This window comes from Candidatus Desulfosporosinus nitrosoreducens, assembly GCF_030954495.1.
GTDB lineage: Bacteria > Bacillota > Desulfitobacteriia > Desulfitobacteriales > Desulfitobacteriaceae > Desulfosporosinus > Desulfosporosinus nitrosoreducens.
The window spans coordinates 18,861-31,982 of the sequence record NZ_JAVHUW010000052.1 but is presented as its reverse complement, the minus strand read 5'-3'; the positions used below and the strand labels follow the sequence as shown (position 1 = coordinate 31,982).

Sequence of the window (13,122 nt, the reverse complement as noted above, 5' to 3'; positions counted from 1 at the left end):
GTCAAAGAAGGGGCAAATAAATAATGTTCCTATTTAATAGTCGCAGCAGCGGTAAGCTAAATTTGTCTCCTGCTCGTCTTGCGTATATAATGGTCTTAACTGTTAAGAAAAGACCGTTAATCCTAACGGTTCTTTAATGCGAAGGAGTTCTGATAGTGATTGAAATTGGTAAACTAAATCAACTGAAAATTAATAATTTCACCTCGTTTGGCGCCTATTTAGATGCCGGAACGGGAATAAGGAGTGACAATATTCTCCTGCCGATCAAACAGGTTCCGGAGGGTGCTCAAGAAGGAGAGGTTCTTGAAGTTTTCATCTATCGGGATTCCGAAGAACGTTTAATTGCCACGCGTCAAAGACCTTTAGCTTTGGTGGGCGACTTAGCTTATCTTAAAGTTAACGCCAGAACTAGAATTGGAGCTTTTCTTGATATAGGTCTGGAACGGGGGTTATTCCTGCCTTTTCAGGAACAGAAATTTCCGATTGAGGTAGGCAAGAGTTACTTGGTCAAAGTTTATTTAGATAAAAGTCAAAGATTGTGCGCTACAACAGAGGTTTACGAGTACTTAACAACGAATTCGCCCTATCAAAAAAACGACAAAGTCGCAGGAGTGGTTTATCGTATAAATCTGGCCGTTGGTGTTTTTGTGGCCGTAGATAACAAGTATTTTGGTATGATCCCCAACAACGAATGTTTTAAAGAACTGCACGAGGGTGACCGGATCGAAGCTCGGGTGATTCGAGTTCGCGATGATGGAAAGCTGGATCTTTCTCCCAGAGAACTTTCCTATCTCCAAATGGACAAAGACTCAGAGGCGATTTTAGAAGGAATCCGGAATGCAGAGGGTTTTTTGCCCTTGAACGATAAAAGCAATCCTCTGGAAATCGAAAATCGGCTTAAGATGAGTAAGGCGGCCTTTAAAAGGGCGCTAGGCAAATTGCTGAAGGAGAATAAGGTGGTAAAGGCGGAAGATGGCTTAAGGGAGAAGAGGTAGTTTTGAAAATTATTGTCGATGCTGATGCCTGTCCAAAGTCTGTTCTGCAGATTTGCCGTAAGCTTGCTGGAAATCATGCACTTAAAGTCTGGACAGTTGCGAGCTTTAACCACAATATTCAGTCGGATCACCACGTAATTGTCGGCAATGCTTCGCAAGAGGCAGACATGCGTTTGATGAATCTCGCTCAAACAGGTGATATTGCTGTGACACAGGACTGGGGACTGGCAGCTATGCTGCTGGGCAAAGGCGTTCGCTGCTTAAATCCGCTGGGCAGAGAATTCAGCAATCAAACCATTGAGTTTTTATTGGAAGAGCGAGAGATCAAAGCAAAATATCGCCGCAGCGGGGGGAGAACCAAAGGACCTCACAAGCGGAAAACAGAAGATGATCGTCAGTTTGAGGTTCTTTTGCAGCGAATGCTTGACGAAGTATAAAAGCCATTTTCCTCTGTGAATCCCGGATAAAAGGCCTAAAAACGAATATAAAGCTTTGCACTTTTAGGCAAAATTGATTAAACTAAAGAAGGAGACTGTTGGCAATAGTCTCCTTAAGCAATATTTTTAAATGGAGGGTCATCTAGTGAGTACGGTAGTGGAAACAAAGGAATTTCAAACAGAAATTCGGCAATTATTGGACATTGTCATTCACTCTCTTTATACTGAGCGGGAGATTTTTCTGAGGGAACTTATTTCTAACTCCGCAGATGCTATGGAAAAGCTCCGTTACATCCAATTGACAGGCCAAGATGTTTATGATAAAGAGTTATCTCTCGAAATTCACATTGAAACCTCAGAGGAGAATCACACCTTAACAATTAGCGATACAGGGATTGGCCTGACTAGAGATGAACTGGTCGAAAACTTAGGCACGATTGCTCATTCCGGCTCTAAGGAATTTATCCAGCATTTAAGCGCTAAAGGGGATCAAAAAGATTTAAATCTTATCGGACAATTCGGGGTGGGATTTTACTCCGCCTTTATGGTTGCGGAGAAAGTGACCCTGTACACTCGAACTTTTTCGCCGGAGGGAGATAGTTTAATCTGGGAATCCGATGGAGTGGGGAGTTATACCATAAAACCAAGTGAAGCCTTAAAACGCGGCACGAAGATGGTTCTCCATCTGAAAGAGGATGCTTATGACTTTGCCAAGGCTGAAACCATACAGCGGGTTATTAAACAATATTCCAGTTTTGTGCCTTACCCGGTCTACGTCAACGGTGAGAAAGTAAACACCGTCGACGCGCTGTGGACAAAAAACAAAAACGAAATCAGCGACAGCGATTATAATGAATTTTATAAGTTCATTGCGAACGCCTATGATGAGCCGCTTTTCAGGTTGCATTTTTCTTCCGATGCTCCTTTAAATATCAACACCTTGCTCTTTGTCCCCCAAGAAAATATCGAACAATTTGGATTTGGCCGAATGGAGCCGGGAGTAAATCTCTACTGCAAAAAAGTTTTGATTCAAGAGAAATCAACGGCAATTTTACCCGAGTGGCTGCGCTTCTTGAGGGGTGTTATCGACAGCGAAGAGCTTCCTTTGAATATTTCCCGTGAGACCATGCAAGACAGCGCCTTGATTGGGAAACTCAACAAAGTGGTGACAAGCCGTTTCCTCAAATTCCTTGAAGCTCAATCTACTTCAGAACCCGAAAAGTTTAAAACGTTTTGGGGCAAATTTAACCTCTTCCTTAAAGAAGGGGCTGCTAATGACTTCACACACCGCAATGACTTAGTTAAACTGTTGCAATTTGAATCATCCAATACGGAGCAGGGGGAATTGATTTCTCTGGCCCAGTATGTTTCGCGCATGAAGGAGGGGCAAACGGCTATTTATTATGTCAACGGCCCATCACGCGAAGTGATAGAATCCGGGCCTTATCTGGAAATATTCCGCGATAAAGGCTTGGAAGTTCTTTATACTTATGCTGCCATCGACGACTATATTTTTGGCACCCTCGGGGAGTATGACGGAAAACGTCTGGTTTCCGCCGATGAAGCAAATTTAGACCTTGTCGATAAAGAACAAAAGGAAAGAAGCCAACAGGCCCTGTCTGAGGAAAATGTGGCGGCCCTGACGGGTTGGCTTAAAGAAGTTTTAGGATCTAAAGTCACTGAGGTGCGGGAATCGAAACGCCTGGTTGATAGTCCGGCTGTTGTCTTAAGCCCTTATGGAACCAATAGCATGCAGCGCATGATGCAGTTGATGAATAAAGATATTAACAGCGTCGGTCCCAGCGTTTTGGAAATCAACGCGGCACATCCGATGATTAAACGATTAGATGAAGCCAGGGTAAAAGAAGACACTTTCGCCAAAGTTGCCGCAGAGCAAATCTTTGAGAATGCTCAGATTGCCGCCGGACTTATTTTAGACCCCAGAAGCATGGTTAACAGGCTTAATGAAATTTTAGAACGAGCTCTCAGTCAATAAATTTAAGCTAAACTGTTTAGATAGCTTTGGTCAAAGAGAAAGGACACTTCAATTAACGTGTTCTTTCTCTTTGGGTATTAAATATCACTATGGAAAATGCTTTTGAAATAGCAAAGCAAAGGGGAAGACAGCCTTAAATCCCTGTTTATGCCATGCTTAGACTTATATTACTATGTAATTATCTAATAGTACAATTAGGAATAAGAATTTTACAAGCACGTCAAAAGTCCTTAAACTGAAAGTGATAATAAGAACAAACACAATCCGAATAGTAAAATATCTCTGAATTCAGATGGTTAACAGCCATTCGCCCCTGGTAGCTAAACTTGGAGAGTCAATTAATATGAAGACGTTTAAGGGGGAAGGTCGGTGTTGGATGGAAAACATGCGCCATTCGGCATCGACTCAATTGTCTTAAGCAAAATTACGGCGAGGAGTGGTCATCATGGACTCAATGCTTAAAGACTTTCTGGAGCAAAAGAAATCTGTGCTTGTCTCGAAGTGGTTTGACGAAATATTAAACACCTATCCCAACGATCCGGCAGGTATGTTGCGCAAGCAAAAGGATAGGTTCCAAAATCCTGTAGGTCATACGATTACTGTCGGGACAGACGAACTTTTTACAGCGCTGCTGGAAGGAAAAGACTTTACCGAGGGCATGCCGTTTCTTGATGATATTATTCGAGTCCGGGCGGTTCAAGATTTTTCCCCGTCTAAAGCAGTGAGCTTTATTTTTATGCTTAAAAAAGTCATAAGAGAAGAACTGGGGAAGGAAATCAGGCAAAACCAGATCTATGAAGAACTTTTAAAGTTTGAATCCCAAATTGATGATCTGGCCCTTTTTGCCTTTGATATATATTCAGGCTGTCGGGAACAACTCAATACGATCAAGACGGAAGAACTCAAGCGAATGACCTTCACACTACTCAAAAAGGCAAATTTAATGTACGAGATCCCAGATCAAGAGGGTGAGCCCCAAAATCCCGCTCAGGAAGTTGAGCGCAAAGAATTAAAATTTAATATTTAAAGGAAGGAGGTCGTAGAGTGAAAGCCTTTTATTCTTTCCTCGCAGTAATCGTTCTTATCCTTGTCGCCGCAATAGGTGGGAGTATAGTAAATTTACACTTTGTTTTTGGGATTGTTATCCCGTATCTGGCCTTTGTCCTGTTTGTAGGTGGATTCATCTGTCGTGTTGTAAAGTGGGGGCGTTCTCCGGTTCCCTTTCGAATTCCGACAACGGGCGGTCAGCAAAAATCTCTTCCTTGGATCAAACAGGATAAGATACAGAATCCAACGTCTGCCTTTGGTGTCATTGTAAGAATGGCTTTAGAAGTACTCTTGTTTCGCTCATTGTTTGGAAACTTAAAGACTGAATTAAGGGAAGGTGCTAAAGGGCCGGAGTTAGCCTACGGCTCGGCAAAATGGCTTTGGTTGGGGAGCTTGGTCTTTCACTGGTCGTTTCTGATCATTATTTTCCGCCACCTGAGATTTTTCTTAGAACCTATTCCTTCAGCGGTACAGGTTGTAGACAGCGTGGATAGCATGCTGCAAATTGGTTTGCCGCCGATTTATATTACGGACTTGTTGTTTATCGTAGCCATTACTTTCCTCTTCTTGCGCAGAATTGTAATTCCGAAAGTCAAATACATTTCTCAGCCCGCAGATTATTTTCCGTTGCTCTTAATTTTCAGCATTGCCTGTTCAGGAATATTAATGCGCTATTTTTACAAGGTTGACATTATTTCAGTTAAAGAATTGGCCTTGAGTTTAGCAATGCTTCATCCCGTGCTTCCAACCGGAGTGGGTGCGATTTTTTATGTGCACTTATTCTTGGTCTGCAGTCTCTTTGTGTATTTTCCAACAAGTAAGCTGATGCATATGGGCGGTATTTTCCTCAGCCCAACCCGCAACATGATCAGCAATAACCGCATGGTTCGTCATATAAATCCCTGGAATCCTGCTGTAGAGTTCCATAGCTATGCTGAGTACGAGGATGAATTCCGAGAAAAAATGAAAAAAGCTGGTATACCGGTGGAAAAGGAGTGATCGTGGATGGCGAAATATAAACTTCCTAAGCCTGGAGAATTAGCGCAAATCAATTATAACCCTCCGGCGAAGGATTGGATGGATACTCCAGTAGAGTTTAAGCCGGCTACCTTTCCGTGGAGTGCAAAAGAGAAAGATTTATTGACAGTAGGTTTTCCAAATGCCAGGCAATGGTCTCCCGAGGATGAAGATTGGAAACTGCCGGATGGTTGGGAGAAAATAATTTTAGATGGCATTGAAGAAAGATTAAGTAAGTACCGTTCTTTTAAATTGTTTATGGATATCTGCGTGAGATGCGGCGCCTGTGCTGACAAATGTCATTTTTACATTGGTACGGGTGATCCTAAAAACATGCCGGTGCTTAGGGCGGAACTGTTGAGATCAGTATATAAGAGATACTTTACGAAATCCGGGAAAATCTTAGGACGTTTGGCCGGGGCAAGAGAACTCACAGTTGATGTCTTAAAAGAATGGTGGTATTACTTCTTCCAATGTACGGAATGTCGACGTTGTTCGGTTTTTTGCCCTTATGGTATCGACCAGGCGGAATTAACCATGATGGGAAGAGAACTGCTTAATTTATTGGGCTTAAATATTAACTGGATTGCCGGTCCGGTTGCAGCCTGTTATGCCAAAGGTAATCACTTAGGTATTGAGCCCCATGCCCTCAAAGGCAACATTGAGTCGATGATTGATGATATTGAGGATTTGACCGGAATCAGAGTGAATCCTACCTTTAACAGAAAAGGGGCGGAGATTCTCTTTGTTACTCCATCGGGAGACTATCAAGGTGACCCCGGAATATATACGTGCATGGGGTACCTGATGCTTTTCCACGAGCTTGGTTTGGACTACACCTGGAGTACCTATGCATCTGAAGGAGGTAACTTTGGCTTTTTCACCTCGAACGATATGGCCAAGAGACTAAACGCCAAGATTTATGCCGAAGCAAAACGACTGGGGGTTAAATGGATCATTGGCGGAGAATGCGGCCATATGTGGCGTGTCATGAATCAATATATGGATACCTGGAATGGTCCTACTGATTTTCTTGAGGTGCCTGTTTCCCCAATCACCGGTACGAGGTTTGAAAATGCGAAATCCACAAAGATGGTCCATATTGCAGAGTTCACAGCGGATCTTATCAAACACAATAAATTGGTATTAGACCCGAGCAGAAACGACCACCTCAGAGTTACGTTTCATGACTCTTGTAATCCGTCCAGAGGTATGGGGCTTTTTGAAGAGCCAAGGTATGTTATTAAATCTGTTTGCAATAATTTCTTCGAGATGCCCGAAAACACGATCAGAGAAAAGACTTTCTGCTGTGGGAGCGGTGCTGGTCTAAACGCAACGGAGAATATGGAAGAGCGGATGAGAGGCGGTTTACCGCGGGCTAATGCTGTGAGGTACGTCCATGAGAAACATGGAGTTAATATGCTGGCAAATATCTGTGCCGTTGACCGGGCTGCCCTTCCGGCCCTGATGGATTACTGGGTTCCCGGAGTCGGTGTAGCGGGGACACATGAGTTACTAGCTAACGCTCTGGTCATGAAAGGTGAGAAAGAAAGAACCATGGATTTACGTGGTGATGATTTACCGGGAAAGGAGGGCAATGACTAATGTATAAAGGCGGAAGAATCATTGCTGCGCTTGTCGTCTTTGTCGCCATTCTAGCGATTCCTTTCTTCTATAATTTGGGTAAAGCCAACGCCGGTCCGGTCTTAAACCTTCCTGCAAATAGTCAGTGCGTGGAATCGGCAGCTTATATGAGAGCGAATCATATGCAGCTTCTCAATCAGTGGAGAGACGCCTATGTGCGTGACGGTCAGACGGTTTACGTCAATAGTCAGGGAAAATCCTTTGACATTAATATCGATACCTGCACAAAGTGTCACTATGCGAACAACATTACACCAACTGCTTCAGGTGTGAGTAATCCCGCGACAAATACAACAGGAGCGAGTAACCCGGCAGTAAATTCGTCCGATCAATTCTGCGTCACATGCCATAATTATGCATCCGTTAAGCCAACCTGCTGGAGTTGCCATAATGAACCAGGGGGGGCGAATCAATGAGCATCAATAGACGTCAATTTTTAAGGAGAGCCGGAGCTTTAACTGCTCTGGGACTTGGAGGTTCCGTTGTAATCACTGGATTTAAGGGTAAAAAGGTTCAAGCAGCGTCTGAATTCGAAACCCCTAAGGATGCTGTGACTATAAAGCATTGGGCCATGGTTGTCGACATGAGTAAATTCAAGTCTGAAGACGACTTTACCCGGGTCATTCAGGCCTGTGATTCAATTCATAACATCCCGGACTTCGGTAATCCGAAGGATGAGATAAAGTGGATTTGGCAAGATGACTTCGAACACACCTTTGCCGATTCGGATTCGGATAATGAATATTTGGATGAGAACTTTAAGAAACTCCCTTTTGTGATAACTTGCAATCACTGTGAGAATCCGCCGTGTGTAAGAGCTTGCCCTACAGGTGCAACCTTTAAACGTCCTGACGGGATCGTAACCATGGACTTTCACCGCTGCATCGGTTGTAGATTTTGTATGGGTGCCTGTCCCTTTGGCGCACGCAGTTTCAATTTCAGAGATCCCAGACCCTTTATTAAAACCTTTAACCCTGATTTTCCTACCAGAACTCCAGGGGTTGTGGAAAAATGCTTAGGCTGTTATGAGCGTCTGGAAAAAGGCTTGCAGCCCGCTTGCGTGGAGGCTTCCAATGGTGGGCTGATCTTCGGTGATTTGGATGATCCTAATTCAGAAGTTCGTAAAATCGTCAGCACGCGCTTTACTATCCGCCGTAAAGTAAACGTGGGAACCCAACCGAGTGTTTATTACTTGGTAGGAGGTGAGGAGCATGCTTGAGAAAGTTCTGAAAGGCAGTAAGAAATATTGGATTTGGATAATTTTCTTGCTTGCTGTCATCGTTGTCGGCTTCTTCTCCTATATGAGACAGTTTAATTACGGTCTTGGTCTTACAGGTATGAGCCGCGATGTTTCCTGGGGGTTGTATATTGCTCAGTTTACTTTCTTGGTGGGTGTAGCCGCATCTGCTGTTATGCTGGTAACTCCCTATTATCTGCACGATGTCAAACGCTTTGGCAGAATGGTCATTTTAGGTGAATTCCTGGCAGTTGGCGCCGTGATCATGTGTATCCTGTTCATCTTTGTGGACGTAGGGCAACCAATGCGTATTTTAAACGTTCTTCTGTATCCGCAGTTGCACTCGGTCATGTTTTATGATATGTGTGTATTGTGTGGTTATCTTGCCATTAACATCATCGTTGGTTGGACAACACTGGGTGCGGAGCGAAAGGGAGTTCATTACCCGAAGTGGGTGAAACCGATCATTTATCTGTCAATTCCCTGGGCTTTCAGTATTCACACAGTGACGGCCTTCTTATACGCCGGCTTGCCGGGAAGGCATTTTTGGCTAACGGCCATCATGGCTGCCCGCTTCCTAGCCTCCGCTTTTGCCGCCGGTCCGTCTCTCTTAATAATTTTGGCCTTAATTGTGCGCAAGGTCAGCAAATTTGATCCTGATCCGGATCGGATTGCTATACCGTCTCTTGTTAAAATTATCCGTTATGCTATGATTGCCAACGTTTTTTTCTACCTGTGTGAAGTCTTTACAGCGTTCTATAGTCATATTCCAGAGGAAATGGCCTCATTCAAGTATATCTTCGTCGGCTTAGACGGACATACTAGTTTAGTGCCTTTCATGTGGACAGCCGCTGTTCTCGCTCTCCTGGGCATTGCTTTGTTGATTTTCCCGACGCGGAAAAGTCCGGTTTTACTGCCTGTTGCCCTTCTGGCAATTTACCTTGCTAACTGGATTGACAAAGGAATTGTTCTAATTCTTGCCGGATTTGTTCCCAATTCCTTTGATCGTGTGGTAGAATATTTCCCAACAGCCAATGAAATTTCTATCGTTTTAGCGATCTACGCAATTGGTGCCCTGATAGTCACACTTCTTTATAAAGTGGTCATTGCGGTACGTGAACAAGCTCAAGCTTAAAAATGTTAGGTTTATTGATACTTGTTTGAGTAGACTGTTTGTAGTCTAAGCTCAACAATATCAATTTTATAAACTCATGAAGGAGGATAATTTAAAATGGCTCAACTTGTTGTAGGGGATTTAAGCGTAGAATTGGATGAAGATGGTTTCTTAGAGGATCATAAAGTATGGACTGAGGATGTTGCTAAGGCTCTTGCCAGCACCGAGGAAGTTTCAGACCTTACCGAAGAACACTGGAAAGTAATCAACTACCTCAGAGATTACTATGATCAATTCGGTGTATCACCAATGGTTCGTAAATTGTGCAAAGACACCGGCTATGATCAAAAGAAAATTTATGAACTCTTCCCTGCTGGTCCTGGGAAGGGAGCTTGTAAAATCGCTGGTTTGCCAAAACCAACAGGTTGCGTGTAATCACCAACATGTTTTGCAGTACACATTAGCTTAGAATGCTAATGACAAGTTTGACCTCTTGGGAGCCGATCACATCAGTGATCGGCTCTTTTTCGTACAGTTGGTAGGTATACCTTCGTTGATACTTTTAGACTGTCATCAGAGGTACAAACTGTGTCACTTACCGGGGTCCCTTAAAGTCCCTCCACTCTATGTCGGAGTGTCGGGTTTAGGCATATCCCAAAATAGACAACGTTGTCTATTTTGAACTGCTAAAAACTGGTCTTCGGGTTTCAGACGAGTTCTCTTTATAGTCAGATATTCCTGGTATGGGCAGGAATTCGAGAAAACGACGTAGAATAATAAAGTTCTGGTTTGTTTTGCTATAAGCGCCTGGATTTCGACAAGGGCAGCCGGACTAGTTAAACTATCTTAATCAGGGAACTATCTCACTGGAGGAGTGTCTGCTTTGAAAAACCCAAGGTTAAAACAGCAAATTGAATTTATTGTTGAGATTGATCGTTTAAAAAGGATTTTCAGACAGAATGTTGTAATCGGGACCGAGGAGCAAGAAAATGACGCCGAACACTCTTGGCATCTTGCTGTCATGGCTGTCTTACTGACTGAATACTCAGCTGAAGCGTTAAATACTCTAAGAGTTCTAAAAATGCTGCTTGTCCATGACCTTGTGGAAATTTACGCCGGGGACACTTTTTGCTATGATGAAAAAGGTAATCTCGATAAGCTGGAGCGTGAGCAAAAGGCTGCCGACAAATTATTTAATCTTCTTCCCTCCGATCAGGCTCAAGAAATTATGGATTTATGGCAAGAATTTGAGGCTGTGGAAACGCCTGAAGCACGCTATGCCGCAAGCCTTGATCGCTTACAGCCCTTGCTTCTGAATTACAATACTTTCGGACACACTTGGCAAAAACCTGGAATTACCAGCCAAAATGTTTGGAAGCGAAATCAGCTCTTGAAAGAACCGGTGCCTGAGCTTTGGGAATTAGTTCAAGAAATCATTGAGGATTCCATTGAAAAGGGTTATTTAAAAAGATTTTAATTATGTTTCTTTGGGGCAATATAAAATAATTAAAATCTTCGTCAATAGATAAAATTTACTTTGAAATTTTAAAAGGAGAATCAAATGGATAACCTTATGGCCGTTCGCCAAAAAATTGTTGAAAAAGGAAATGAGATTTTGGCGACGCGTTTAACAGTAGGGACCTGGGGCAATATAAGTTGTCGAATTCCTTCGGAAAATTGTTTGGCGATCACTCCTTCGGGCATGAATTATGACACTTTGACGGCTGAAGATGTTGTTATTGCAGATTTTAACGGGAATATCCTTAATGGGAAAAGAAAGCCTTCCATTGAATTACCTCTGCATTTAGCGATTTATCTTGCCCGTCAGGATGTGCAGGCTATCATTCATACCCACAGTGCTTACGCCACCTCTCTGGCCGTTGCGCGCAAGGAAATCCCCGGTGCCATTGAAGATTTAGTCCAAATTGTCGGCGGGAATGTCCGGGTTAACGAATATGCTCTGCCTGGAACGCCGGAACTGGGAGCTAAGGCCGTGAAAGCCTTAGAAGGCAGAAATGCGGTATTGCTTGCCAATCATGGGATGCTGGGGGTTGGCAGGGACTTGGATGAAGCTCTCAAAGTCTGCCAAGTTGTTGAAAAATCGGCGCAGATCATTATTTTTGCTCAGCTTGTAGGGGGAGCCGTGGAGCTTTCGGCAGAAGATATTGCAGGAATGAGAAATTTTTACCTTAACGTCTATGGGCAGAGATGAGTTGAGCAATTATTTCGTCGATAGTAAAAAGGTTGAGAAATAGAGTATAATATAGTCTTAGAAATAGAAAGAGGGTATGAATGTATGCAATCAACCATTCGAGACTTAGCTTTAGCACCCTTAGGACAGAACAAAATTGATTGGGTGGCGCCAAGAATGCAAGTTCTGAATATGGTTCGTCAGGAATTTGAGCAAAAGAAGCCTTTTGCCGGCCGAAATGTAGTAATCTGTCTGCATTTAGAAGCTAAAACAGCCTATTTAGCTCAGGTAGTCAGAGCAGGGGGCGCGAAAGTAACTGTGGTTGCCAGCAATCCGCTTTCAACTCAGGACGATGTTGTGGCTGCTCTCGTGCAACAAGGGATAGAGGCCCATGCCTGGTACAATGCGACGGATGAGGAGTATAAACAGCATCTTCAGCGGGCTCTTGATACTGAGCCGGACTTTATTATTGACGATGGAGGAGACCTTGTTTCAACAATCCATACAACACGCCCTGAGCTGCTCAAGAAAGTTAAGGGCGGAGCTGAAGAAACGACGACAGGTGTTTTGCGGCTGCATTCGATGGCGAAAGACGGAGTTCTTAAATTTCCCATGATAGCGGTTAATGATGCCCAGTGTAAATATCTCTTTGATAACCGCTACGGCACAGGGCAGTCCGTCTGGGATGGAATTATGCGCACGACAAATCTGGTAGTGGCCGGTAAAACTGCGGTTATTGCCGGGTACGGGTGGTGCGGTAAAGGTGTGGCCATGAGAGCCAAGGGTTTAGGCGCCCGGGTCATAATTTGTGAAATCAATCCGATCAAAGCCAATGAAGCCTTGATGGATGGCTTTGAAGTCATGCCCATGTCTGAAGCAGCTAGATTTGGTGATTTCTTTATAACGGTTACGGGCAATACCAGTATTATCAATAAAGAGCATTTTGTTGTCATGAAAGACGGAGCAATTCTTTGCAACGCCGGTCATTTTGATGTTGAGGTAAATGTAGCTCAACTCAAAGAAATTGCCCTTTCGGAGCGTACGGCTCGCACGAATATTACCGAATACGAACTACCCAGCGGTCAAAAGCTGTATTTGCTGGCTGAGGGTCGTCTTGTCAACCTGGCCGCGGGAGATGGACATCCCGCCGAAGTTATGGATATGACCTTTGCTCTTCAGGCCCTGTCGCTTGAGTATGTCGTTTCCAACTATGACAAGCTGACACCTGGTGTTTATCAAGTGAATACTGAGATTGATGAGAAAGTAGCGCTGCTAAAACTTCAATCCCTTGGTTTAGCCATTGACACTTTAACTGAGGAACAAAAAGGCTACCTCGCCTCCTGGAGTCCTGAAGAGATTTAAACCTCATTGCCTGAAAAACGCTAAAAACACCGTTTTTGTTAACGGTGTTTTTTAGTTGAGAGGAATGAGTGTTTTAGGGCTG

Annotated in this window: 13 protein-coding genes; all 13 read left to right on the top strand. The window is 43.6% G+C overall.

What is annotated here, in order from left to right; translation table 11 throughout:
- Window positions 1-155: 155 nt before the first annotated feature.
- The 13 genes from REC12_RS12960 to REC12_RS12900 all read left to right on the top strand — a co-directional run bounded on the left by REC12_RS12960 (window position 156) and on the right by REC12_RS12900 (window position 13,040).
- Entirely contained in the window at window positions 156-995 is an 840-nt protein-coding gene (locus tag REC12_RS12960; protein WP_308895080.1) for a CvfB family protein, read from the top strand.
- Between the two features lie 2 nt (window positions 996-997).
- Window positions 998-1,432 carry a YaiI/YqxD family protein gene (locus tag REC12_RS12955; RefSeq protein ID WP_308895078.1) on the top strand — a complete coding sequence of 145 codons (435 nt, stop codon included), beginning with the start codon at window positions 998-1,000 and terminating at the stop codon, window positions 1,430-1,432.
- A gap of 130 nt (window positions 1,433-1,562) precedes the next feature.
- The gene (gene htpG, locus REC12_RS12950) at window positions 1,563-3,428 is read left to right on the top strand and encodes a molecular chaperone HtpG (RefSeq protein WP_308895076.1); all 1,866 of its coding nucleotides are present in this window, start codon (window positions 1,563-1,565) and stop codon (window positions 3,426-3,428) included.
- Window positions 3,429-3,873: 445 nt separating this feature from the next.
- Entirely contained in the window at window positions 3,874-4,455 is a 582-nt protein-coding gene (locus REC12_RS12945) for an RsbRD N-terminal domain-containing protein (protein ID WP_308895075.1), read from the top strand.
- 17 nt (window positions 4,456-4,472) lie between these two features.
- A complete protein-coding gene (gene dsrM, locus REC12_RS12940) occupies window positions 4,473-5,474 on the top strand; it encodes a sulfate reduction electron transfer complex DsrMKJOP subunit DsrM (protein WP_308895073.1) in 1,002 nt (333 codons plus the stop codon).
- Between the two features lie 6 nt (window positions 5,475-5,480).
- A complete protein-coding gene (gene dsrK, locus REC12_RS12935; RefSeq protein ID WP_308895071.1) occupies window positions 5,481-7,097 on the top strand; it encodes a sulfate reduction electron transfer complex DsrMKJOP subunit DsrK in 1,617 nt (538 codons plus the stop codon).
- The gene (gene dsrJ, locus REC12_RS12930; protein ID WP_308895066.1) at window positions 7,097-7,552 is read left to right on the top strand and encodes a sulfate reduction electron transfer complex DsrMKJOP subunit DsrJ; all 456 of its coding nucleotides are present in this window, start codon (window positions 7,097-7,099) and stop codon (window positions 7,550-7,552) included. Before dsrK ends, dsrJ begins: the two co-directional genes overlap by 1 nt.
- Entirely contained in the window at window positions 7,549-8,355 is an 807-nt protein-coding gene (gene dsrO / locus REC12_RS12925) for a sulfate reduction electron transfer complex DsrMKJOP subunit DsrO (RefSeq protein ID WP_308895063.1), read from the top strand. The genes dsrJ and dsrO overlap by 4 nt, the downstream gene beginning before the upstream one ends.
- On the top strand, window positions 8,348-9,508 hold the full coding sequence (gene dsrP / locus REC12_RS12920; protein ID WP_308895061.1) for a sulfate reduction electron transfer complex DsrMKJOP subunit DsrP: 1,161 nt from the start codon (window positions 8,348-8,350) through the stop codon (window positions 9,506-9,508). The genes dsrO and dsrP overlap by 8 nt, the downstream gene beginning before the upstream one ends.
- Window positions 9,509-9,604: 96 nt before the next feature.
- Complete coding sequence (locus tag REC12_RS12915) at window positions 9,605-9,922, top strand: TusE/DsrC/DsvC family sulfur relay protein (protein WP_308895059.1); 318 nt, start codon at window positions 9,605-9,607, stop codon at window positions 9,920-9,922.
- Between the two features lie 448 nt (window positions 9,923-10,370).
- Window positions 10,371-10,964 carry an HD domain-containing protein gene (locus tag REC12_RS12910; protein WP_308895058.1) on the top strand — a complete coding sequence of 198 codons (594 nt, stop codon included), beginning with the start codon at window positions 10,371-10,373 and terminating at the stop codon, window positions 10,962-10,964.
- An 84-nt stretch (window positions 10,965-11,048) separates the two neighbouring features.
- Window positions 11,049-11,699, top strand: coding sequence for a class II aldolase/adducin family protein (locus REC12_RS12905; RefSeq protein ID WP_308895057.1), 651 nt, complete (start codon window positions 11,049-11,051; stop codon window positions 11,697-11,699).
- A gap of 84 nt (window positions 11,700-11,783) precedes the next feature.
- The gene (locus REC12_RS12900; protein WP_308895056.1) at window positions 11,784-13,040 is read left to right on the top strand and encodes an adenosylhomocysteinase; all 1,257 of its coding nucleotides are present in this window, start codon (window positions 11,784-11,786) and stop codon (window positions 13,038-13,040) included.
- Window positions 13,041-13,122 lie beyond the last annotated feature (82 nt).

Bases quoted from the DNA above. Each gene is read 5' to 3' on its own strand.
- htpG (WP_308895076.1), top strand. From the start codon at position 1,563: ATGGAGGGTCATCTAGTGAGTACGGTAGTGGAAACAAAGGAATTTCAA.
- REC12_RS12945 (WP_308895075.1), top strand. From the start codon at position 3,874: ATGGACTCAATGCTTAAAGACTTTCTGGAGCAAAAGAAATCTGTGCTT.
- dsrK (WP_308895071.1), top strand. From the start codon at position 5,481: ATGGCGAAATATAAACTTCCTAAGCCTGGAGAATTAGCGCAAATCAAT.
- dsrJ (WP_308895066.1), top strand. From the start codon at position 7,097: ATGTATAAAGGCGGAAGAATCATTGCTGCGCTTGTCGTCTTTGTCGCC.
- dsrO (WP_308895063.1), top strand. From the start codon at position 7,549: ATGAGCATCAATAGACGTCAATTTTTAAGGAGAGCCGGAGCTTTAACT.
- dsrP (WP_308895061.1), top strand. From the start codon at position 8,348: ATGCTTGAGAAAGTTCTGAAAGGCAGTAAGAAATATTGGATTTGGATA.
- REC12_RS12915 (WP_308895059.1), top strand. From the start codon at position 9,605: ATGGCTCAACTTGTTGTAGGGGATTTAAGCGTAGAATTGGATGAAGAT.
- REC12_RS12905 (WP_308895057.1), top strand. From the start codon at position 11,049: ATGGATAACCTTATGGCCGTTCGCCAAAAAATTGTTGAAAAAGGAAAT.
- REC12_RS12900 (WP_308895056.1), top strand. From the start codon at position 11,784: ATGCAATCAACCATTCGAGACTTAGCTTTAGCACCCTTAGGACAGAAC.